The sequence below is a fragment of the Citrobacter sedlakii genome (assembly GCF_018128425.1).
GTDB lineage: Bacteria > Pseudomonadota > Gammaproteobacteria > Enterobacterales > Enterobacteriaceae > Citrobacter_A > Citrobacter_A sedlakii.
Genome location: NZ_CP071070.1, coordinates 394821 through 418175, shown reverse-complemented (window position 1 = coordinate 418175; position 23355 = coordinate 394821). Strand labels below are relative to the sequence as shown.

The window sequence follows — 23355 nt, the reverse complement described above, 5'->3', positions numbered from 1 at the left end:
CGTCGCTCTTACGGGTATATCAATGCGTCAGGCTTGCCTTTATACTACCGCGCGGTTGTTTATAAACTGCCCAAATGAAACTAAATGGGAAATCTCCAGTGAAGTTCGTAAAGTATTTATTGATCCTTGCAGTATGTTGCATCCTGCTGGGAGCAGGCTCGATTTATGGTCTGTATCGTTATATTGAGCCGCAATTGCCTGACGTCGCGACGCTCAAAGATGTACGCCTGCAGATTCCGATGCAGGTGTACAGCGCGGACGGCGAGCTGATCGCCCAATATGGCGAGAAGCGTCGTATTCCGGTCACGCTGAACCAGATCCCGCCGGAAATGGTAAAAGCGTTTATCGCGACGGAAGACAGTCGTTTCTATGAGCATCACGGAGTGGACCCGGTGGGGATCTTCCGTGCGGCCAGCGTCGCGCTGTTTTCCGGCCATGCGTCGCAGGGAGCGAGTACCATTACTCAGCAGCTCGCGAGAAACTTTTTCCTGAGTCCGGAGCGCACGCTGATACGTAAGATCAAGGAAGTGTTCCTCGCCATCCGCATTGAGCAAATGCTGAACAAGGACGAAATTCTTGAGCTTTATCTGAACAAGATCTATCTGGGATACCGCGCCTACGGCGTCGGTGCGGCGGCGCAGGTTTACTTTGGTAAGTCGATTGATCAACTCACCTTAAGCGAAATGGCGGTGATTGCCGGTCTGCCGAAAGCGCCTTCAACGTTCAACCCACTCTATTCGATGGATCGCGCGACAGCGCGCCGCAACGTAGTGCTGTCACGTATGCTGAGCGAAGGTTACATCACCCAGGCGCAGTACGACCAGGCGCGTGATGAGCCGATCGACGCCAATTACCACGCCCCGGAAATCGCCTTCTCCGCCCCGTATCTGTCCGAAATGGTGCGTCAGGAAATGTATGCCCGTTACGGCGAAAACGCCTATGAAGACGGATATCGCATTTACACCACGATCACCCGCAAAGTGCAGCAGGCCGCACAGCAGGCGGTACGCAATAACGTGCTGGACTATGACATGCGCCACGGCTACCGCGGTCCGGCGAGCGTGCTGTGGAAAGTGGGCGAAACGGTGTGGGACAGTAAGAAAATCACCGACACGCTGAAAGCCCTGCCAACCTACGGCCCGCTGCTCCCCGCCGTGGTCACCAGCGCGAATCCGCAGGAAGCCACTGCGGCGCTGGCGGATGGCTCATCGGTTGCGCTACGTATGGAAGGCATTCGTTGGGCGCGCCCGTACCGTTCGGATACCCAGCAGGGGCCGACGCCGCGTAAAGTCACCGACGTTATCCAGACGGGCCAGCAAATCTGGGTACGCAAGATGGGCGATGCCTGGTGGCTGGCGCAGGTGCCGGACGTGAACTCGGCGCTGGTGTCGATCAATCCTAAAGATGGCGCGGTACTGGCGCTGGTGGGCGGTTTTGACTTCAACCAGAGCAAGTTCAACCGCGCGACTCAGGCGCTGCGTCAGGTCGGTTCCAACATTAAGCCGTTTCTCTATACTGCAGCGATGGATAAAGGCCTGACGCTGGCGAGCATGCTGAACGATGTGCCGATTTCTCGCTGGGATGCCGGCGCCGGTTCCGACTGGCGTCCGAAAAATTCCCCGCCGCAGTATGCCGGTCCGATCCGTCTGCGTCAGGGTCTGGGACAGTCGAAAAACGTGGTAATGGTGCGCGCGATGCGTGCGATGGGCGTGGATTACGCGGCAGAATACTTACAGCGCTTCGGGTTCCCGGCACAGAACATTGTGCATACCGAATCGCTGGCGCTGGGTTCGGCCTCCTTTACGCCGTTACAGGTGGCGCGCGGCTATGCGGTGATGGCGAATGGCGGCTTCCTGGTCGATCCGTATTTCATCAGCAAGATTGAAACCGACCAGAACGGCGTAATTTTTGAGGCGAAGCCCAAAATTGCCTGCCCGGAATGTGATATCCCGGTGATTTACGGCGATACGCAGAAATCGAACGTTCTGGAAAACAGCAACGTGGAAGATGTCGCGGTCTCTGGCGAGCAGCAAAATGCCGCTGTGCCAATGCCAAAACTGGAGCAGGCAAACCAGGCGCTGGTGGCGCAGACGGGCGCGCAGGAATATGCGCCGCACGTCATTAACACCCCGCTGGCTTTCCTGATCAAAAGCGCGCTGAACACCAATATCTTCGGTGAACCCGGCTGGATGGGGACCGGCTGGCGCGCGGGCCGCGATCTTAAGCGTCACGATATCGGCGGGAAAACCGGAACCACCAACAGTTCGAAAGACGCATGGTTCTCCGGCTACGGCCCGGGCGTGGTGACGTCGGTATGGATTGGGTTCGATGACCACCGTCGCGATCTCGGACGTACCACCGCTTCCGGCGCGATAAAAGATCAGATCTCCGGCTACGAAGGCGGCGCAAAGAGCGCGCAACCGGCGTGGGATGCTTACATGAAAGCGGTACTGGAAGGCGTGCCTGAAGAGCCGCTAACCCCGCCGCCGGGCATTGTGACGGTGAATATCGATCGCAGCACCGGGCAGTTGGCTAACGGCGGCAACAGCCGGGCGGAATATTTCATTGAAGGCACCCAGCCAACGCAACAGGCGGTGCATGAGGTGGGCACCACCATTATCGACAATGGCGAAACGCACGAACTGTTCTGATCAAAAAAGGCGCTCCGGCGCCTTTTTTATTGTTGTCGATGACCCGTTCTGAACACCGTGTTAGCCATTTTTGCGGGAAAGCGCGTATCAGAGCCTTCCCTGTCCTTTCAGCCATTCACGCACCAGAAATAGCGCGCTCACGTTACGCGCTTCGGTAAAATCAGGATCTTCCAGCAGATCCATCAGATGCGCCAGCGGCCAGCGCACCTGCGGCAGCGGTTCCGGCTCATCCCCTTCCAACGACTCCGGATACAGACCTTCTGCCACCACGATGTTCATTTTGCTGGAGAAATAGGAGGGAGCCATGCTGAGCTTTTTCAAAAACGTCAGATCCTTCGCGCCAAAACCGACTTCTTCTTTAAGCTCCCGGTTTGCAGCCTCGAACACGCTCTCGCCCGGGTCGATCAACCCTTTGGAAAAACCCAACTCGTAGGATTCGGTTCCCACTGCGTATTCGCGAATCAGAATCACATGATCGTCAACAATCGGCACAATCATAACCGCTTCACGATTGGTAGGACGCATCCGCTCATAAACGCGGCGCACGCCGTTACTGAATTCGAGATCCACACTTTCCACGCTAAAAAGCCGCGATTGCGCGACTGTTTCGACATGCAGAATGGTGGGTTTTTGTAATGATTTGCTCATCGTGAGAATCTTTGCCGTGGAATCTACCGTCATTGTGCGATACGCAACACGGTTTCGGCAATGTGAATTGCCGTTTATTTACATCTTTGTAACCTAATAAAAATATAATTCCTATTTCAAATTAAAAGTCAATAGGTTGAAATACGTCCAGGAATTTGCTGATATTCCGCTTTTGCTGGTTTTGCTATCATCAGCATTCACTGGGATGCGCTGAAAAATGCTCAAGTTCAACTCCATGCTTGCCGATAGCCAACCACAGAATCACGTTTATTGTGACAGGGTGCGACTGACCACGCCTGACAGATTAAGTAAGATGGGGAAAGCATGAGCACCATTCTGATTTTTTTAGCGGCGTTACTGGTCGGCCTGTTGCTGGTCTGGTGGCGGGTCACTGTGCGCGCCAGGCGGCGTAAGCTGCCGTGGAGCCATGCGTTCTCTGACGCGGCGACCCGCAAGCTCACGGCGGACGAACGCAGCGCCGTGGAAAACTATCTGGAAAGCCTGAGCCAAATCCAACGGGTTCCCGGCCCGACAGGCGCCAGCGCGGCGCCGGTCTCCCTTACGCTGAATGCTGAAAGCCAAAACGTCATTATTCTGACGCACTCGATCACCCGTTACGGCATTACCACCGACGATCCCAATAAATGGCGCTATTACCTCGATTCCGTCGAGGTCCATCTGCCGCCGTTTTGGGAACAATACATTAATGACGAAAATAACGTCGAGCTGATCCATACCGATACCTTGCCGCTGGTGATCTCCCTGAACGGCCATACGCTGCAAGAGTATATGCAGGAGGCGCGCGGCTATGCGCTACAGCCAGCCAGTTCAACGCAAGCGTCGATCCGTGGCGAAGAAAGCGAGCAGATCGAGCTGCTGAATATTCGTCAGGAAACCCACGAAGAGTACGCGCTGAGCCGCCCTGCGGGATTCCGTGAAGCGCTACTGATTGTCGCCTCTTTCCTGCTGTTCTTTTTCTGCCTGATCACCCCAGACGTTTTTGTGCCGTGGATGGTTGGCGGTGCCGTTTTGCTGCTGGTCGCTGGCTTGTGGGGACTGTACGCCCCGCCGTCGAAATCAGCGCTCCGGGAGATTCACTGTCTGCGCGGTACCCCCCGCCGCTGGGGACTGTTTGGCGAAAATAACCAAGAGCAAATTAACAATATTTCGCTCGGCATTATCGACCTGGTTTATCCACCGCACTGGCAGCCGTGGATAACGCAGGACTTAGGCCAGCAAACGGATATTGATATTTATCTTGATCGCCACGTCGTGCGCCAGGGGCGTTTTTTGTCCCTGCACGATGAAGTAAAAAACTTCCCGCTCCAGCACTGGGTGCGCAGTACCGTTATCGCCGGTGGCTCTTTACTGGTGCTGATCATGCTGCTGTTCTGCATCCCGCTGGATATGCCGATCAAGTTCACGCTATCCTGGATGAAAGGCGCGCAAACCGTTGAGGCAACCAGCGTAAAGCAGCTTGCAGACGCAGGCGTGCGCGTGGGCGACACGCTGAATATTCGCGGTACGGGAATGTGTAATATTCATGCCAACGGCACCTGGAGCGCCCAGACGAATTCGCCGTTTATGCCGTTCGACTGCTCGCAAATCATCTGGAACGACGCGGCTGCGCTGCCGTTACCGGAGTCCGATCTGGTCAACAAGGCCACGGCGCTGTCGCAAGCGGTTAACCGTCAACTGCATCCTAAGCCGGAAGATGAATCCCGCGTCAGCGCGGCGTTACGTTCGGCGATTCAGAAATCAGGGATGGTGTTGATTGATGACTTTGGCGATATCGTGTTGAAAACCGCAGATTTGTGCGCGGCAGAAGATGAATGTGTGCGTTTGAAAAACGCGCTGGTAAATCTGGGGAACAGCAAAGACTGGAGCGCGCTGGTTAAACGGGCCAACACCGGTAAGCTGGATGGCGTAAACGTTCTGCTGCGTCCGGTCAGCGCGGAGTCGCTTGATAATCTGGTCGCCACCTCAACGGCGCCCTTTATCGCCCGCGAGACTGCCCGCGCCGCCCAGTCGCTGAACAGCCCCGCGCCGGGCGGATTTCTGATCGTCAGTGACGAAGGCAGCGATCTCGTCGATCAGCCGTGGCCTGCTGTTTCGCTGTACGATTACCCGCCGCAGGAGCAGTGGAACGCCTTCCAGCGTCTGGCGCAAATGCTGATGAAAACGCCGTTTAGCGCCGAGGGGATCGTCACCAATATCTATACTGACGCCAACGGCACGCAACACATCGGCCTGCACCGTATTCCGGATCGCTCCGGATTATGGCGCTATCTCGGCACCACGTTACTGATGCTGACGATGCTGGTCAGCGCCGTCTATAATGGTGTGCAGGCTTTCCGTCGCTATCAGCGTCACCGCACCCGTATGATGGAAATTCAGGCGTATTATGAAAGCTGTCTGAATCCCAAGCTCATTGCCTCTCCGGATAGCCTCATCTGATATCCTGTCTGCGCGACGGGATGTGCTACCCTGTCGCGCAACGCGTTTCACTCTGGAGAGTTCCCATGCATATGAATATTGCCTGGCAGGACGTCGATACCGTTCTGTTAGACATGGACGGCACACTGCTCGATCTGGCATTTGACACCTTCTTTTGGCAAAAACTGGTGCCCGAAACCTACGGCGCACAGCAAGGGATCTCGCCGCAGGAAGCGCAGGCCCATATCCGTCAGGAGTACCATGCGGTTCAGCATACGCTAAACTGGTACTGTCTTGATTACTGGAGCGAGCGTCTGGGGCTGGATATCTGCGCGATGACGACGGCGATGGGGCCACGCGCCGTCCTGCGCGACGATACAGTGCCTTTTTTAGAGGCTTTAAAAGCCTGCGGCAAGCGTCGTATTTTGCTGACCAACGCGCATCCACATAACCTGGCGGTGAAGCTGGAGCATACCGGCCTGGCCTCGCACCTTGATTTATTACTTTCCACCCACACATTTGGTTATCCCAAAGAGGATCAGCGGTTATGGCGCGCTGTTGCCGAAGAAACGGGACTGGACGCCGAAAAAACGCTGTTTATCGACGATAGCGAACCGATTCTCGACGCAGCGGCGACGTTTGGCATTCGTTATTGCCTCGGCGTGACGAACCCCGATTCTGGCGTAGCGGAAAAACAGTATCTCCGTCATCCGTCATTGAATGACTACCGCCGGCTGATCCCCTCACTGTTGTGAAGGAGACGCCATGAAAGAGAAGCCCTCAACTGAGGTCAGACTGGACAAATGGCTATGGGCCGCGCGTTTTTACAAAACCCGCGCGCTGGCTCGCGAAATGATTGAAGGCGGCAAAGTTCACTATAACGGGCAGCGCAGTAAGCCGGGCAAGATAGTCGAACTGAACGCGACCCTGACGTTACGCCAGGGCAATGACGAACGTACGGTGGTGATCAAAGGGATCACTGAGCAGCGTCGGCCAGCCAGTGAGGCCGTCGCCCTGTATGAAGAAACAACGGAAAGCGTCGAGAAACGCGAAAAAATGGCGCTGGCGCGTAAACTTAACGCACTGACGATGCCGCATCCGGACCGACGTCCGGACAAAAAAGAGCGCCGCAACCTGTTACGATTTAAACACGGCGACAGTGAGTGACTGTCGTCTGCAAGAGAGATGATTATGCCGCAACATGACCAATTACACCGCTATCTGTTCGAAAACTTTGCCGTGCGCGGCGAGCTGGTGACCGTATCGGAAACCCTGCAACAGATCCTGGAAAACCACAGCTACCCGCAGCCGGTAAAAACGGTGCTGGCTGAGCTGCTGGTCGCCACCAGCCTGCTGACCGCGACGCTGAAGTTTGCCGGTGATATCACCGTGCAACTGCAGGGCGACGGCCCGCTGAGCCTGGCGGTGATCAACGGCAACAATAACCAGCAGATGCGCGGCGTCGCGCGTGTGCAGGGCGATGTGCCGGAAAACGCCGATCTGAAAACGCTGGTGGGGAACGGCTATCTGGTGATCACGATTACGCCGGAAGAAGGCGAGCGCTATCAGGGCGTGGTCGGGCTGGAAGGCGACACTCTGGCGGCCTGCCTGGAAGATTACTTCCTGCGCTCCGAGCAGTTACCGACCCGCCTGTTTATTCGCACTGGCGATGTTGACGGTAAAGCCGCCGCAGGCGGTATGCTGCTGCAGGTGATGCCTGCGCAAAACGCTCAGGCGGATGATTTCGATCATCTGGCGACGCTGACAGAAACCATCAAGGCAGAAGAGCTGCTGACCCTGCCGGCTAACGATGTACTGTGGCGTTTGTACCACGAAGAAGAGGTGACCCTCTACGATCCGCAGGACGTGGAATTCAAATGCACCTGTTCGCGTGAACGCTGCGCGGGCGCGCTGAAAACCCTGCCGGACGCGGAAGTGGATAGCATCCTGGCGGAAGAAGGCGAGATCGACATGCACTGCGACTATTGCGGCAGCCATTATCTGTTCAACGCGATGGATATTGCGGAAATCCGTAACAACGCCTCCCCTGCCGATCCGCAGGTGCATTAATCCTCCTTTCTGAAAAACCGGATGGCGGCCTGACGCCCCATCCGGTCCTTTCGACAAATGCCTGATTTTTTATTTCGTGATGAATCGATATTTCGTATGTAAGACTTACGTAAATTTCTTACGTGAATGCGATTACACTCACAACATTTCCGTCAAAAACACTCTGTTTTAACGTTTTAGGAACATTTTCCACAACAAAAAGTCCTTTCCTGCCATAATAACCGCCGCTTCGTGACAGGAGTCACAGCGTTTTCAGTCAATCGTGATTTTGTCCAGATAAGTAAATCTATGAGCCTTGTCGCGGTTAACGACCCTCAAAAAACCTTACTATTCCAGGTAATACATATTGGCTAAGGAGCAGTGATATGCGCGTGAAACGATTAACCCCGCAAGATCTCAAGGCTTATGGTATCAACGACGTTCAGGATATCGTTTACAACCCCAGCTACGAAACGCTCTACCAGGAGGAGCTTGACCCTTCTCTGGAAGGCTACGAGCGTGGCGTTCTGACGAACCTCGGCGCCGTTGCCGTTGATACCGGTATTTTCACCGGACGTTCACCAAAGGATAAGTACATTGTCCGTGATGACACCACGCGTGACACGCTCTGGTGGTCCGACAAAGGAAAAGGCAAGAACGACAACAAACCGCTTTCCCAGGAAACCTGGCAGCACCTGAAAGGGCTGGTAACGCAGCAGCTCTCCGGTAAACGCCTGTTTATCGTTGATGCTTTCTGTGGCGCGAACGCCGACACCCGTCTTTCCGTTCGCTTCATTACCGAGGTGGCCTGGCAGGCACATTTCGTGAAGAACATGTTTATCCGCCCGAGCGATGAAGAACTGGAAGGCTTTGAGCCTGACTTTATCGTAATGAACGGTGCGAAATGCACCAACCCGCAGTGGAAAGAGCAGGGTCTGAACTCCGAGAACTTCGTGGCGTTCAACCTGACCGAGCGGATCCAACTGATCGGCGGAACCTGGTACGGCGGCGAAATGAAGAAAGGGATGTTCTCGGTGATGAACTACCTGCTGCCGCTGAAAGGCATCGCGTCTATGCACTGCTCAGCCAACGTCGGTGAGAAAGGTGACGTGGCAGTCTTCTTCGGCCTGTCCGGCACCGGGAAAACCACCCTCTCCACCGACCCGAAACGTCGCCTGATTGGCGATGATGAGCACGGCTGGGACGACGACGGCGTGTTTAACTTCGAAGGCGGCTGCTACGCGAAAACCATCAAGCTGTCGAAAGAGGCTGAACCCGAGATTTACAACGCGATCCGCCGCGATGCGCTGCTGGAGAACGTTACCGTTCGTGCCGACGGTTCGATTGATTTTGATGACGGTTCGAAAACAGAGAACACCCGCGTTTCTTATCCTATCTATCACATCGAGAACATCGTCAAGCCGATCTCTAAAGCGGGTCATGCCACGAAGGTGATCTTCCTGACCGCCGACGCGTTTGGCGTGCTGCCGCCAGTGTCTCGCCTGACGGCTAACCAGACGCAGTACCATTTCCTGTCTGGCTTTACCGCCAAACTGGCCGGTACCGAACGCGGCGTAACCGAACCGACGCCAACCTTCTCTGCCTGCTTCGGCGCAGCGTTCCTGTCACTGCATCCGACCCAGTATGCGGAAGTGCTGGTAAAACGCATGCAGGCCGCAGGCGCGCAGGCGTACCTGGTCAACACCGGCTGGAACGGCACCGGCAAACGTATCTCGATCAAGGATACCCGCGCCATCATCGACGCCATCCTGAACGGTTCGCTGGACGATGCGGAAACCTTCAGCCTGCCGATGTTCGATCTGGCGATCCCGACCGAACTGCCGGGGGTGGATACGCGCATTCTCGACCCGCGTAATACCTACGCGTCGCCGGAACAGTGGCAGGAAAAAGCCACCGCGCTGGCGAAACTGTTCATTGAGAACTTCGAGAAGTACACCGATACGCCTGCAGGCGCCGCGTTGGTCAGCGCAGGTCCGAAGCTGTAACTGACATGACCGGATGACGGCATACGGTACAGCGTTACCGGCTGTTACCACAACAAAGGGGAGGCTAAATGCCTCCCCTTTTTATGCCTCTTTCGTGGTTCCCTGGACACGCGCCACGGGAACGGGCAGCCAGGCGCGGATAGAAAGGCCGCCGCGCTCGCTGGTGCCGATTTCCAGCATACCGTTATGGTTGTCAACAATGCGTTGCACGATCGCCAATCCGAGTCCGGTGCCGCTGGTGCTGCGCGCGCTGTCGCCGCGCACAAACGGCTGGAACAGGTATTTCCGCTGTTCGGGCTTGATGCCCGGCCCGTCGTCTTCCACCTGAAACCACGCCCGATGCTGTTCCGTACCGCTGCTAACCTTAATCCAACCGTTTCCGTAGCGGGCGGCGTTCACCACCATATTGGCGAGCGCGCGCTTGATAGAGAGCGGGTGCATTTTCAGTTGAATGCTGCCTGGCTGTAGCGCGGTTTCAATTTCACGCTCGTAGCCGCTCTCCGCCGCCACAACCTCGCCGAGCACCGCATTGAGATCGGCCATTTCCATCGGCATCTCCTGGCCGGTACGCAGGTAGTCGATGAACTGCTCAATGATCGCGTTACACTCTTCGATATCTTTGTTGATCGACTCCGCAAGATAACCATCCTGCTCCCCCATCATCTCCGTGGCCAGACGAATGCGCGTCAGCGGGGTGCGAAGATCGTGGCTGACGCCAGCCATGAGCAGCGTACGGTCGTCGGCAAGCTGCTTCACCCCGGCCGCCATATGGTTGAAGGCGCGAGTTACCGAGCGCACTTCGGACGCGCCGTACTCACGCAGCGGCGGCGGAATAATCCCTTTACCGACCTGTAATGCGGCATGTTCAAGATCCACTAACGGTCGGTTCTGGATTCGGATAAACAGCCACGCCCCGCCTATCGCCAGCAGCATAATCGCCAGCGTATAGCGAAACAGCGGCGAGAAATCGCCCTGATGAATTTCCGTTAAGGGTACGCGCACCCAGATATTGGGTGACAGCCAGGTTTTCAGCCAGACGACAGGCGAACTCTTGTTAACCTCAACGCGCACTTCCGTCGGGCCGCCCAACTGCTGCGCCATCTGATGGCTTAAAAACTCATAATGTTGCGCCCAACGCAGCCCTGCCTCTTCGGCGGCCTCGTTGGAATAGAGAGAAATTCCCAGCTCACGGTAAATTTCCCGTCGAAAAGCGGGGGGCACCACCAGTTGCGTACCGTCCTCCAGTTGCAGCTTGTCGGTCATCAGCATACGCACTTCGTACGCCAGCACCTTGTTAAACTGCTGGAGGCTCGGCAGAATCGCAAAGTTCAGCACCACCAGATAGGTCGTCACCAGGCTGACAAACAGCAACGTGACGATGAGCAACAGCGTGCGGGCAAATGAACTTCGTGGCGAGAAGCGCATTCGCCTCATGCTTTAGAACCGTCCGGCACGAAAACGTAGCCCAGACCCCACACGGTCTGAATGTAGCGCGGATGCGCCGGATCCTCTTCCACCATGCGGCGCAGACGGGAAATCTGCACGTCAATGGAACGTTCCATCGCGGAATACTCGCGACCACGCGCCAGGTTCATCAGCTTATCGCGGGAAAGCGGTTCACGCGGGTGGCTCACCAGCGCTTTCAGCACCGCGAACTCTCCGCTGGTGAGCGGCATCGGCTCATCTTCACGGAACATTTCGCGGGTGCCGAGGTTCAGTTTGAACTTACCAAAGGCAATGACCGCTTCTTCCTGGGAAGGCGCGCCCGGCAGCTCGTTGGCCTGACGACGCAGCACCGCGCGAATACGCGCCAGCAGTTCACGTGGGTTAAACGGTTTCGGAATGTAATCATCGGCGCCGATTTCCAGGCCGACGATGCGGTCAACTTCTTCCCCTTTCGCCGTCACCATGATGATCGGCATCGGGTTGCTCTGGCTGCGCAGGCGGCGGCAAATTGACAGACCATCTTCACCCGGCAGCATGAGATCCAGTACCATAAGGTGAAAAGATTCACGGGTCAGCAGACGATCCATTTGCTCAGCGTTCGCGACGCTTCGAACCTGGAAGCCCTGCTCGGTAAGATAACGCTCCAGCAGCGCACGCAGACGCATGTCGTCATCCACCACCAGAATTTTATAGTTCTCTTGCATTGTTTGTACTCCCAAAGGTTCGCAACAATTGAAGGTATGTATTCTTAAAAAAGCTTACGTTCGTCACCAGCGAATTCTGGTATGAATTCCAGGCTAAATTGTTACAAAGCATATTTAACAGCAGCTTAAGTATACAATGAAACGTGTGGCACATTATTTATTCTGTTAGCAGGGTGACGTAATACGATTTGTGCGCATCGTCACAGACTTAAAGGTATTCAATAAGATGAAAACGCCCCTGATCACCCGGGAAGGGTACGAGAAACTGAAACAAGAGCTGAATTATCTCTGGCGTGAAGAGCGCCCGGAAGTCACGAAAAAGGTGACCTGGGCCGCGAGCCTTGGCGACCGCAGCGAGAATGCCGACTACCAGTATAATAAAAAGCGCCTGCGTGAAATCGACCGTCGGGTTCGTTATCTTACGAAATGCATGGAAAATTTAAAAATCGTCGACTATTCACCGCAGCAGGAAGGCAAAGTGTTTTTCGGCGCGTGGGTGGAGATTGAAAATGACGACGGCGATATCCGCCGCTTTCGTATTGTCGGCTACGATGAAATTTTCGGCCGTAAGGATTACATCTCGATTGACTCGCCGATGGCGCGCGCGTTGCTGAAAAAAGAGATCGGCGACCTTGCTGTGGTCAATACGCCCGGCGGAGAAGCCAGCTGGTACGTCAACGCCATCGAGTACGTAAAATAATCCGAGAGCGCCCTCCGCGACTGGCATTTTATCGTGCCAGTCCGTATAACTATCCCCTGATTTTTGATCCTAAAGATGAAGCCTATCCATGATGAACAATTCTTTCTGCCGCATTATTGCGGGTGAAATTCAGGCACGCGCCGAACAGGTTGAAGCTGCCGTTCGCCTGCTTGATGAAGGGAACACTGTGCCGTTTATCGCACGTTATCGTAAGGAAATCACCGGCGGTCTGGATGATACACAACTGCGTAATCTGGAAACCCGACTGGGCTATCTGCGTGAACTGGAAGAGCGCCGCCAGGCCATTCTTAAGTCCATTTCTGAGCAAGGCAAGCTGACCGATGAGCTGGCTAACGCCATCAACGGCACGTTAAGTAAGACCGAGCTGGAAGACCTGTATCTCCCCTACAAACCCAAACGCCGCACCCGCGGTCAGATCGCCATTGAAGCGGGTCTTGAGCCGCTGGCGGATCTGCTGTGGAACGATCCATCGCACGATCCTGACACGGAAGCGGCGAAATTTATCGACGCCGACAAAGGCGTTGCCGACAGCAAAGCCGCCCTTGACGGCGCGCGCTACATCCTGATGGAACGGTTCGCGGAAGACGCGGCGCTGCTGGCAAAAGTGCGCGATTATCTGTGGAAAAACGCGCATCTGGTTGCCACTGTGGTCAGCGGCAAGGAAGAGGAAGGCGCGAAATTCCGCGATTATTTCGATCATCACGAACCCATTTCCGGCGTGCCGTCTCACCGCGCGCTGGCGATGTTTCGCGGCCGTAACGAAGGCGTCCTGCAACTGTCACTGAACCCTGACCCACAGTTTGATGAGCCGCCAAAACAGAGCCACGGTGAGCAGATCATTCTCGATCACCTCGGTCTGCGGCTGAACAACGCGCCAGCGGACAACTGGCGCAAGGGCGTGGTGAGCTGGACATGGCGCATTAAAGTCCTGATGCACCTCGAAACCGAACTGATGGGCGCCGTGCGTGAACGCGCGGAAGACGAGGCGATCAACGTGTTTGCCCGTAATCTGCATGACTTGCTGATGGCCGCGCCGGCGGGCCTGCGCGCAACCATGGGCCTCGATCCGGGTCTGCGTACCGGGGTGAAAGTGGCGGTGGTGGATGGTACCGGTAAGCTGGTCGCCACTGACACCATTTATCCCCATACCGGCCAGGCCGCTAAAGCCGCGATGGTCGTCGCCGCGCTGTGTGAAAAATATCACGTTGAACTGGTGGCGATTGGTAACGGTACGGCCTCGCGTGAAACCGAGCGTTTCTTCCTCGACGTGCAGAAGCAGTTCCCGAAAGTCACCGCGCAAAAAGTGATTGTCAGCGAAGCGGGCGCGTCGGTTTATTCCGCCTCTGAGCTGGCGGCGCAGGAATTTCCGGATCTTGACGTTTCCCTGCGCGGCGCGGTCTCTATCGCCCGCCGTCTGCAGGACCCGCTGGCGGAGCTTGTGAAGATCGACCCGAAATCCATCGGCGTCGGCCAGTATCAACATGACGTCAGCCAGACACAGCTGGCGCGTAAGCTGGACGCGGTGGTGGAAGACTGCGTAAACGCCGTCGGCGTGGACCTGAACACCGCCTCCGTCCCCCTGCTGACCCGCGTAGCGGGCTTAACCCGTATGATGGCGCAAAATATCGTCGCCTGGCGCGATGAAAACGGACAATTCCAGAATCGTCAGCAGTTGCTGAAGGTAAGCCGTCTGGGGCCAAAAGCCTTTGAGCAGTGCGCGGGCTTCCTGCGCATCAACCACGGCGATAACCCGCTTGACGCCTCAACCGTCCACCCGGAAGCGTATCCGGTGGTAGAACGTATTCTGGCGGCAACCCAGCAGGCACTGAAAGATCTGATGGGTAACAGCAGCGAACTGCGCAACCTGAAAGCCGTTGACTTCACCGACGACAAATTCGGCGTGCCGACCGTGACTGACATCATCAAAGAGCTGGAAAAACCGGGGCGTGACCCGCGTCCGGAGTTCAAAACCGCGCAGTTTGCCGACGGCGTCGAAACCATGAACGACCTGCAGCCGGGGATGATTCTGGAAGGCGCCGTCACCAACGTCACCAACTTTGGCGCGTTTGTCGATATCGGCGTCCATCAGGATGGCCTGGTTCACATCTCTTCCCTGTCGAACAAGTTTGTGGAAGATCCCCATACTGTAGTGAAAGCAGGCGACATCGTGAAGGTGAAAGTGCTGGAGGTGGATCTGCAACGTAAGCGCATAGCCCTGACCATGCGTCTCGATGAACAGCCAGGAGAGACTCAGGCGCGCCGTGGGGGGACGAACGGGAACGAACGTCCCGCCGCGAAAGCCGCCAGACCGCGCGGTCGCGACGCGCAGCCGACAGGCAATAGCGCGATGATGGATGCGCTGGCGGCGGCAATGGGTAAAAAACGCTAACCCAGAAACCTGTGCCGGATAACGACGCGAATGCGTCTTGTCCGGCCTGGAGGACAATGTCGCGCTGTCTGCCGGAAAGGCGGTTAACCCGCCATCCGGCAACATTCAATTCTTCTTTTACCCCCGCACTAATATTTATCACATCGTTAACAGATGAAACGATAATTAAACATTAATACTGTTAATTTATTAATTCCTCGAATCATTTCACCTGCCGACAATAAATGTTGAGCCATGTCAAAGTTGACGCAAATTATTATTCAAACCAACATTCCGTCACATTTATTCTATTGATGATAGAAACCATTCTCATTATCATTGCATTGTTGATTATTTAATCTTTCCTTCGTTGGCTAATCAGCTGGTCTCATGCCGCGTTCCTCAGCCCCATGAGGTAATAACCAGTAAGCAAGATACAAGTAGGCTCTTATGCAATTTACTCCAGATACTGCGTGGAAAATTACCGGCTTTGCCCGTGAAATAAGTCCTGCATACCGTCAGAAACTGCTTTCCCTCGGCATGCTGCCGGGTTCCTCATTTAACGTGGTGCGCGTCGCGCCCTTGGGTGATCCGGTGCATATCGAAACCCGCCGCGTCAGCCTGGTATTACGGAAAAAAGACCTGGCGTTATTAGAAGTGGAAGCGGTTTCCTGCTAATACAGTGAGTCTATAACAATGAAAAAATTAACCATTGGTTTAATTGGTAATCCAAATTCCGGCAAGACAACATTATTTAACCAGCTTACCGGCGCGCGCCAGCGCGTGGGCAACTGGGCTGGCGTGACGGTCGAACGCAAAGAAGGCCTGTTTTCTACCACTGACCACCAGGTGACGCTGGTCGACCTGCCCGGCACTTATTCTCTGACCACCATTTCGTCACAAACCTCTCTCGATGAGCAGATTGCCTGCCATTACATTCTGAGCGGCGACGCAGATCTGTTAATCAACGTCGTGGACGCCTCCAACCTCGAGCGCAACCTGTACCTGACGCTGCAATTGCTGGAGCTGGGGATCCCCTGCATTGTCGCGCTTAACATGCTGGATATCGCCGAAAAACAGCAGATCCGGATCGACATTGATGCGCTGTCCGCGCGTCTCGGCTGCCCGGTAGTTCCGCTGGTGTCCACCCGTGGACGCGGTATCGAAGCACTGAAGCTGGCGATCGATCGCCACAGCAAAAATGAAAACGTCGAATTGGTACATTATGCCCAGCCGTTGCTACGTGAAGCGGATAATCTGGCAAACCTGATGGCGCAGACCATGCCTTCGCACCAGCGTCGCTGGCTCGGTTTACAGATGCTGGAGGGCGACATTTACAGCCGCGCTTACGCCGGGGATGCCGCGCAGCAACTGGACGCCTCGTTCGCTCGCCTGAGCGAAGAGATGGACGATCCGGCGCTACACATCGCCGACGCCCGCTACCAGTGCATCGCCGCCATCTGCGACGTGGTGAGCAACACCCTGACGGCGGAGCCCAGCCGCTTCACCACGGCGGTGGACAAAATCGTCCTCAACCGCTTCCTGGGGCTGCCAGTCTTCCTGTTTGTGATGTACCTGATGTTCCTGCTCGCCATTAACATCGGCGGCGCGTTGGCGCCCATCTTCGACGCCGGTTCTGTCGCCGTCTTTATTCACGGCATCCAGTGGATTGGCTACACCCTCCACTTCCCGGACTGGCTGACCATTTTCCTCGCCCAGGGGATTGGCGGCGGTATCAATACTGTTCTGCCGCTGGTACCGCAAATCGGCATGATGTACCTGTTCCTTTCTTTCCTCGAAGACTCCGGTTACATGGCGCGCGCCGCGTTTGTCATGGACCGCCTGATGCAGGCGCTGGGGCTACCAGGAAAATCGTTTGTTCCGCTGATCGTCGGCTTTGGTTGCAACGTCCCGTCGGTGATGGGCGCCCGTACGCTGGACGCGCCGCGTGAACGCCTGATGACCATCATGATGGCGCCGTTTATGTCCTGCGGCGCGCGCCTGGCGATTTTCGCCGTCTTTGCGGCCGCCTTCTTCGGGCAAAACGGCGCGCTGGCAGTGTTCTCCCTGTACGTGCTGGGCATTGTGATGGCAGTGCTGACCGGCCTGATGCTCAAACACACCATTATGCGCGGCGAAGCCTCGCCGTTTGTGATGGAACTGCCGGTTTATCATATCCCCCACATTAAGAGCCTGGTGATCCAGACCTGGCAGCGTCTGAAAGGCTTTGTACTGCGCGCCGGTAAAGTGATCGTCATCGTCAGCATCTTCCTGAGCGCGTTTAACAGCTTCTCGCTGGACGGTAAAATCGTCGACAACATCAACGACTCTGCCCTGGCTTCCGTTAGCCGCGTAATTACGCCCGTCTTCAAGCCGATCGGCGTACACGAGGATAACTGGCAGGCCACAGTAGGTCTGTTCACCGGTGCGATGGCGAAAGAAGTGGTGGTCGGTACGCTCAACACCCTTTACACCGCGGAAAACATTCAGGAAGAGGCGTTTAACCCGGCTGAGTTCAGCCTTGGCGGCGAACTGCTCGACGCGCTGGAAGAAACCTGGCAGAGCCTGAAAGATACGCTCAGCCTGAGCGTTCTGGCGAACCCGATCGAAGCCAGCAAGGGTGATGGCGAAATGGCGACCGGCGCGATGGGCGTCATGGATGCGAAATTTGGCAGCGCGGCGGCGGCTTACAGCTACCTGATTTTCGTCCTGCTGTACGTTCCGTGCATCTCAGTGATGGGCGCAATCGCTCGCGAGTCCAGCCGCGGCTGGATGGGCTTCTCCATTCTGTGGGGGCTGAACATCGCATACTCGCTGTCGACCCTGTTCTATCAGGTCGCCAGCTACGGCGAACATCCAACCTATAGCCTGGTGTGCATTCTGGCGGTGATTCTGTTTAACGTCGTGGTGATTGGCCTGCTGCGTCGGGCGCGGAGCCGGGTGGATGTTAATCTGCTGGCGACGCGTAAAAGCGCCAGCGCCTGCTGCGCCGCGTCGACCACCACCGGCGACTGTCACTAAGGGCTGAACGATGGCTTCACTGATTCAGGTTCGCGATTTACTGGCGCTGCGCGGGCGCATGGAGGCGGCGCAAATCAGCCAGACGCTGCATACGCCACAGCCAATGATCGACGCGATGCTGAATCAACTGGAAACGATGGGAAAAGCCGCGCGGGTTCAGGAAGAACCCGACGGCTGCCTTTCGGGAAGCTGTAAAAGCTGTCCGGAAGGCAAAGCCTGCCTGCGCGAATGGTGGACATTGCGCTAAACCCTTCCCCCAGCGCTAAAAACGATACCTTCTGCCCCGTGTCGTTTTTTGCGCGCTCCGTTCCGCGAAAATGAACCGCTTTCACCACGCGTGATGATTCCTTCGTCCTCTTTCGCAGGATGAACTTTTACCGGGTGCGGCCAGCAGCTCCGACGTTTACGCTTCCGTCCTCTGACTATTTACGTGACGGAACACCATAATGACCTCAACGCCGCATGATGCGATTTTCAAAACCTTTCTCCGCCATCCCCCTACCGCGCGGGACTTCCTTAAACTCCATCTGCCCGCAGCGGTGCGACACCTCTGCGATTTGAAAACGCTGAAGCTGGAATCGGGCAGCTTTATCGAGGAACAACTGCGGGCTTATTATTCCGATATCTTGTGGTCGCTTAAAACCCGCGAAGGAGACGCCTATATCTACATTGTTATTGAGCATCAAAGCACGCCGGATGCTCACATGGCGTTTCGGCTGATGCGTTACGCCATCGCGGCGATGCAGCAGCACCTGGACGCGGGGCATAAAAAATTGCCACTGGTGGTGCCGATGCTGTTTTATCACGGCACGGAAAGTCCCTACCCATTTTCCCTTTGCTGGCTTGATGAATTTGATAACCCCTCACTGGCAAGAGAGCTTTATGCCACCGCATTTCCCCTTGTGGATATCACCGTCATACCGGATGACGAGATCATGCAGCATCGACGAATGGCGTTGCTTGAGCTGATACAAAAGCATATTCGCACCCGTGACCTGCTTGGGCTGGTGGAAAAGCTGGCGACGCTGCTTGTTAAAGGACACGCTAATGACAAACAGCTTAAAGCGCTATTTAATTATCTCTTGCGTTCCGGCGACACCGATCGCTTTGATGAGTTTATTCACGCCGTGACCGAACGTTTACCCCAGCACAAGGAGAGGATGATGACGATTGCCGAAAGATTACGCCAGGAAGGCCATCAGCGCGGCCTGGAAAAAGGCCTTGAAAATGGATTGAAAAAGGGCATAAAAAAAGGCTTACGGTTAGGTAAACGCGAAGAAGCGCAACGCATTGCGCGCACCATGCTGGCGGATGGAATCGATCGGCGTACGGTGTCAAGGATCACCGGCCTGTCAGCCGCTGAAGTAATGCGATTAAGCCACTGATACCCTGCCCGGCGAGTGCGCGAGTGCCGGGCCTGGCAACAGGCATTACAGTGACTGTTTCAACGCAATCAGCGCTTCACAAAATGCCGCTGGATGAGAAATAAACGGGGCATGTGCCGCCTTCGTAAAGATCTGCGATTCACTCTGCGGCCACAGCGCATCCAGCACCGGCACAATCTTACGCGGCACCAGACCGTCCAGGTAACCGTACAGGCGCAGGAAAGGCACCTGCACGGCTTTCAGCGGTTCGCGCAGATCAACCGTTTTAAGGATCTCCAGTCCGCCGTTGAGCACGTCTACCGGCGGCATGGGCAACGCCAGCACCGTTTTCTTCAGCGCGCGGGCATCCTGGCGCGCCGACGCCGTGCCCATGGTTTGCAGCGCCAGAAAACGCTCAACCGTCCGCTGAAAGTCCTCACTTAGCTGCTGCTGGAAACCCGCCAGTACTTCAGGCTTGATCCCCGGCCAGCCGTCACGGGCGCTAAAGCAGGGAGAGGACGCCACCGTTACCAGCGCCTGCACACGTTCAGGACGCGTTAGCGCCACCTGGCTTGCCACCAGCCCTCCCAGACTCCAGCCCAGCCAGATCGCGTTCTCTGGCGCCTGTTTCAGTACGTGAACCGCCATCTCCTCAAGCGACATCGCGCCGAACCCCTGACTGCGCCCAAAACCGGGGAGATCGACCAGATGCAGCGTGAAATGCGAGCTAAGTTCCTCGCTAATGCAATGCCACACCTCCGCATTCAGTCCCCATCCGTGCAGCAGCACAAGATGACACTTTCCCTCGCCGCGGGTCTGCCACCAAATGTCATTCATCAGTTACTGTTCTCTTTTCACTTACAAGGATGAACCTATGCTAACAGTACCGGGATTATGCTGGCTATGTCGGATGCCGCTGGCGCTAAGCCGTTGGGGTCTTTGCTCCGTCTGCCAGCGGGCGACGGGCCACCGCGTCTTGCTTTGTCCGCGCTGTGGGCTGCCTTGCGCGCATCCAACCCTGCCCTGTGGCCGCTGTCTGCAAAAAACGCCGCCGTGGCAGCGGCTGATTATGGTAAACGACTATACGCCGCCGTTGAGTACGCTTATCCACCAGCTTAAGTTTTCCCGACGCGGGGAGATCGCCCCCGCGCTGGCGCGTTTGCTGTTGCTGTCAGTGTTACAGGCACGTCGTCAGAGCGGATTCATCCGCCCAGACAGACTGATTAGCGTTCCGCTCTGGTCGCGTCGCCACTGGCGCAGAGGATTTAATCAAAGCGAACTGCTGTGCCGACCGCTGGCGCGTTGGCTAAATTGTCCCTGGGACGATCGCTGCGTCACGCGCATACGTCCTACCGCGCCCCAGCATCATCTCAGCGCCCGACTGCGTAAACGCAACCTGAAAAACGCCTTTCGCCTTGAATTGCCGGTAAAGGGACTCCATATGGTTGTTGTGGATGATGTCGTCACTACCGGCAGTACCGTCGGGGAGCTCGCGAAGCTGCTTTTGCGCAACGGCGCGGCGACGGTCCAGGTATGGTGCCTGTGTCGAACCTTGTAGAGCCTCGATGATGGGCGTATTATAACCAACTAAAATAGTCAACTATTAGGCCATTACTATGATCCGTATTTCCGATGCTGCACAAGCGCATTTTGCCAAACTGCTGGCAAATCAGGAAGAAGGGACACAAATCCGCGTATTTGTGATCAATCCCGGTACGCCTAACGCTGAATGTGGCGTTTCTTATTGTCCGCCGGACGCCGTGGAAGCAACCGACACCGCCCTGAAATTTGATCTGCTGACTGCGTATGTTGATGAACTGAGCGCACCGTTTCTGGAAGATGCGGAAATCGATTTCGTCACCGACCAGTTAGGTTCTCAGTTAACCCTGAAAGCGCCGAATGCCAAAATGCGTAAAGTGGCTGACGATGCGCCGCTGATGGAACGCGTTGAATACATGCTGCAATCGCAGATTAACCCGCAGCTTGCCGGTCACGGCGGTCGCGTTTCACTGATGGAGATCACCGACGAAGGCTACGCCATCCTGCAGTTTGGCGGCGGCTGTAACGGGTGCTCCATGGTTGACGTCACCCTGAAAGAAGGGATCGAAAAGCAGCTGCTGAACGAATTCCCGGAACTGAAAGGCGTTCGCGACCTGACTGAACACCAGCGCGGCGAACACTCATACTACTAAGTCCGGCCTCCCTTTTGCCCGGTGGGCTACCGCTTACCGGGCCTGCTCACGCGTATCTGCCTTGCACATACGGCTGTTCATCCGTCATAAAATGCCCTTCTGCTACCCCAATAATTTGACCTGCCTCGCATAATTTAAATTTTGCCTACCGGGGTGATTTTCAATCACAACATGTTACCCGTATCATTCGCATGGGCACCCAACACACACATAACATCCGACTAAACTAAATAGTTCGAAGGAAATCAGTCACGGTGCCGTTACGTCTCTGTTCCCAGTTGGGACAACCGGAAATTGTCGTCTAAACACTGACGTTACCCATAACAAAATGAAAGGCCAGGTAAATCATGCCATTAGTCATCGTTGCTATCGGTGTAATCTTGCTATTACTCCTGATGATCCGCTTCAAAATGAACGGCTTCATCGCTCTCGTCCTGGTGGCGCTTGCTGTTGGATTGATGCAAGGAATGCCGCTGGATAAAGTTATCGGCTCGATCAAAGCGGGCGTCGGCGGTACCCTGGGAAGCCTCGCCCTGATCATGGGCTTTGGCGCCATGCTGGGCAAAATGCTGGCGGACTGCGGCGGCGCACAGCGTATCGCCACCACCCTGATTGCCAAATTTGGTAAACAGCACATCCAGTGGGCCGTGGTATTAACCGGCTTTACCGTTGGCTTCGCCCTGTTCTACGAAGTGGGCTTTGTGCTGATGCTGCCGCTGGTCTTTACGATTGCGGCTGCGGCCAACATTCCGCTGCTGTACGTCGGCGTACCCATGGCGGCTGCGCTGTCCGTCACCCACGGCTTTCTGCCGCCGCACCCGGGCCCGACCGCTATCGCCACCATTTTCCAGGCCGATATGGGTAAAACGCTGCTGTTCGGTACTATCCTGGCGATCCCGACCGTTATTCTGGCAGGTCCGGTATTTGCTCGCTGCCTGAAAGGCATCGATAAGCCGATCCCGGAGGGTCTGTACAGCGCGAAAACCTTTAGCGAAGAAGAGATGCCGAGCTTTGGCGTCAGCGTCTGGACTTCGCTGGTCCCGGTTGTGCTGATGGCGATGCGCGCCGTTGCCGAAATGGTCTTGCCGAAAGGCCACGCCTTCCTGCCGGTGGCAGAGTTCTTTGGCGACCCGGTAATGGCGACACTGATTGCGGTGCTGATCGCCCTGTTCACCTTCGGCCTGAACCGTGGTCGTTCGATGGATCAGATTAACGACACCCTGACTTCTTCGATCAAAATTATCGCCATGATGCTGTTGATCATCGGCGGCGGCGGTGCGTTCAAACAGGTGCTGGTTGACAGCGGCGTGGACAAATACATCGCGTCAATGATGCATGAAACCAACATTTCCCCGCTCCTGATGGCGTGGTCTATCGCAGCCGTTCTGCGTATCGCGCTGGGTTCTGCAACCGTTGCAGCAATTACCGCTGGCGGGATTGTCGCGCCTCTGATTGCCACAACCGGCGTGAGTCCAGAGCTAATGGTGATTGCAGTTGGCTCCGGTAGCGTGATTTTCTCTCACGTGAACGATCCGGGCTTCTGGCTGTTTAAAGAATACTTCAACCTGACAATCGGCGAGACCATTAAGTCCTGGTCGATGCTGGAAACCATTATCTCAGTCTGCGGCCTGATTGGCTGTCTGCTGCTGGGGATGGTGGTCTGATCGCTTTCTGTGCCGGATGGCGACACGAAACGTCGTATCCGGCACATCATCAGGACAGTAAAAACCCGTCTTTCGACGGGTTTTG

The 23355-nt window shown here is 55.9% G+C and carries 19 protein-coding genes; 15 read left to right on the top strand and 4 right to left on the bottom strand.

Annotated elements, in window-relative coordinates; all coding sequences use genetic code 11:
- Positions 1-98: 98 nt before the first annotated feature.
- Positions 99-2651 (top strand): peptidoglycan glycosyltransferase/peptidoglycan DD-transpeptidase MrcA, encoded by a 2553-nt coding sequence (mrcA, locus tag JY391_RS01915; protein WP_211935150.1) that lies wholly within the window; start codon positions 99-101, stop codon positions 2649-2651.
- 87 nt (positions 2652-2738) lie between these two features.
- Here mrcA and nudE read toward each other — a convergent pair whose 3' ends face one another.
- Positions 2739-3299: an ADP compounds hydrolase NudE gene (nudE, locus tag JY391_RS01910; RefSeq protein ID WP_060571183.1), complete on the bottom strand. Its 561-nt coding sequence runs from the start codon at positions 3297-3299 to the stop codon at positions 2739-2741.
- Between the two features lie 324 nt (positions 3300-3623).
- Here nudE and igaA point away from each other — a divergent pair, with 324 nt between their 5' ends.
- The 5 genes from igaA to pckA all read left to right on the top strand — a co-directional run bounded on the left by igaA (position 3624) and on the right by pckA (position 9790).
- Entirely contained in the window at positions 3624-5756 is a 2133-nt protein-coding gene (igaA, locus tag JY391_RS01905) for an intracellular growth attenuator protein IgaA (protein ID WP_181822429.1), read from the top strand.
- Between the two features lie 65 nt (positions 5757-5821).
- Complete coding sequence (gene yrfG / locus JY391_RS01900; RefSeq protein WP_042286384.1) at positions 5822-6490, top strand: GMP/IMP nucleotidase; 669 nt, start codon at positions 5822-5824, stop codon at positions 6488-6490.
- 10 nt (positions 6491-6500) lie between these two features.
- Entirely contained in the window at positions 6501-6902 is a 402-nt protein-coding gene (gene hslR / locus JY391_RS01895; RefSeq protein WP_042286386.1) for a ribosome-associated heat shock protein Hsp15, read from the top strand.
- A 24-nt stretch (positions 6903-6926) separates the two neighbouring features.
- Positions 6927-7805, top strand: a complete 879-nt coding sequence (gene hslO / locus JY391_RS01890) for an Hsp33 family molecular chaperone HslO (protein ID WP_042286939.1) — start codon at positions 6927-6929, stop codon at positions 7803-7805.
- Between the two features lie 365 nt (positions 7806-8170).
- The gene (gene pckA / locus JY391_RS01885; protein ID WP_042286388.1) at positions 8171-9790 is read left to right on the top strand and encodes a phosphoenolpyruvate carboxykinase (ATP); all 1620 of its coding nucleotides are present in this window, start codon (positions 8171-8173) and stop codon (positions 9788-9790) included.
- Between the two features lie 81 nt (positions 9791-9871).
- Here pckA and envZ read toward each other — a convergent pair whose 3' ends face one another.
- Both envZ and ompR read right to left on the bottom strand, forming a co-directional pair.
- Positions 9872-11224 (bottom strand): two-component system sensor histidine kinase EnvZ, encoded by a 1353-nt coding sequence (gene envZ, locus JY391_RS01880; protein ID WP_042286390.1) that lies wholly within the window; start codon positions 11222-11224, stop codon positions 9872-9874.
- The gene (gene ompR, locus JY391_RS01875; RefSeq protein ID WP_001157751.1) at positions 11221-11940 is read right to left on the bottom strand and encodes an osmolarity response regulator transcription factor OmpR; all 720 of its coding nucleotides are present in this window, start codon (positions 11938-11940) and stop codon (positions 11221-11223) included. Before ompR ends, envZ begins: the two co-directional genes overlap by 4 nt.
- 226 nt (positions 11941-12166) lie before the next feature.
- Here ompR and greB point away from each other — a divergent pair, with 226 nt between their 5' ends.
- The 6 genes from greB (at position 12167) to JY391_RS01845 (ending at position 19435) form a co-directional block, all read left to right on the top strand.
- Positions 12167-12640 (top strand): transcription elongation factor GreB, encoded by a 474-nt coding sequence (gene greB / locus JY391_RS01870; RefSeq protein ID WP_042286394.1) that lies wholly within the window; start codon positions 12167-12169, stop codon positions 12638-12640.
- 88 nt (positions 12641-12728) lie between these two features.
- Positions 12729-15050, top strand: coding sequence for a Tex family protein (locus JY391_RS01865; RefSeq protein WP_211935149.1), 2322 nt, complete (start codon positions 12729-12731; stop codon positions 15048-15050).
- Between the two features lie 429 nt (positions 15051-15479).
- A complete protein-coding gene (feoA, locus tag JY391_RS01860; protein WP_012908346.1) occupies positions 15480-15707 on the top strand; it encodes a ferrous iron transporter A in 228 nt (75 codons plus the stop codon).
- Positions 15708-15725: 18 nt separating this feature from the next.
- Positions 15726-18050: a Fe(2+) transporter permease subunit FeoB gene (gene feoB, locus JY391_RS01855; RefSeq protein WP_042286400.1), complete on the top strand. Its 2325-nt coding sequence runs from the start codon at positions 15726-15728 to the stop codon at positions 18048-18050.
- A gap of 10 nt (positions 18051-18060) precedes the next feature.
- Complete coding sequence (feoC, locus tag JY391_RS01850; RefSeq protein ID WP_211935148.1) at positions 18061-18297, top strand: [Fe-S]-dependent transcriptional repressor FeoC; 237 nt, start codon at positions 18061-18063, stop codon at positions 18295-18297.
- A gap of 199 nt (positions 18298-18496) precedes the next feature.
- Entirely contained in the window at positions 18497-19435 is a 939-nt protein-coding gene (locus JY391_RS01845; protein WP_211935147.1) for an Rpn family recombination-promoting nuclease/putative transposase, read from the top strand.
- Between the two features lie 45 nt (positions 19436-19480).
- On the opposite strand, the gene bioH is transcribed toward JY391_RS01845, so the two are convergent.
- Positions 19481-20251 carry a pimeloyl-ACP methyl ester esterase BioH gene (gene bioH, locus JY391_RS01840; protein WP_042286408.1) on the bottom strand — a complete coding sequence of 257 codons (771 nt, stop codon included), beginning with the start codon at positions 20249-20251 and terminating at the stop codon, positions 19481-19483.
- A gap of 37 nt (positions 20252-20288) precedes the next feature.
- Here bioH and gntX point away from each other — a divergent pair, with 37 nt between their 5' ends.
- From gntX to gntT, 3 genes are all read left to right on the top strand, one after another.
- Positions 20289-20972: a DNA utilization protein GntX gene (gene gntX, locus JY391_RS01835; RefSeq protein ID WP_211935146.1), complete on the top strand. Its 684-nt coding sequence runs from the start codon at positions 20289-20291 to the stop codon at positions 20970-20972.
- Positions 20973-21030: 58 nt separating this feature from the next.
- Entirely contained in the window at positions 21031-21606 is a 576-nt protein-coding gene (gene nfuA / locus JY391_RS01830; protein WP_012908340.1) for a Fe-S biogenesis protein NfuA, read from the top strand.
- Positions 21607-21953: 347 nt separating this feature from the next.
- Positions 21954-23270: a gluconate transporter gene (gene gntT / locus JY391_RS01825; protein ID WP_042286414.1), complete on the top strand. Its 1317-nt coding sequence runs from the start codon at positions 21954-21956 to the stop codon at positions 23268-23270.
- The last annotated feature ends 85 nt before the right edge of the window (positions 23271-23355 follow it).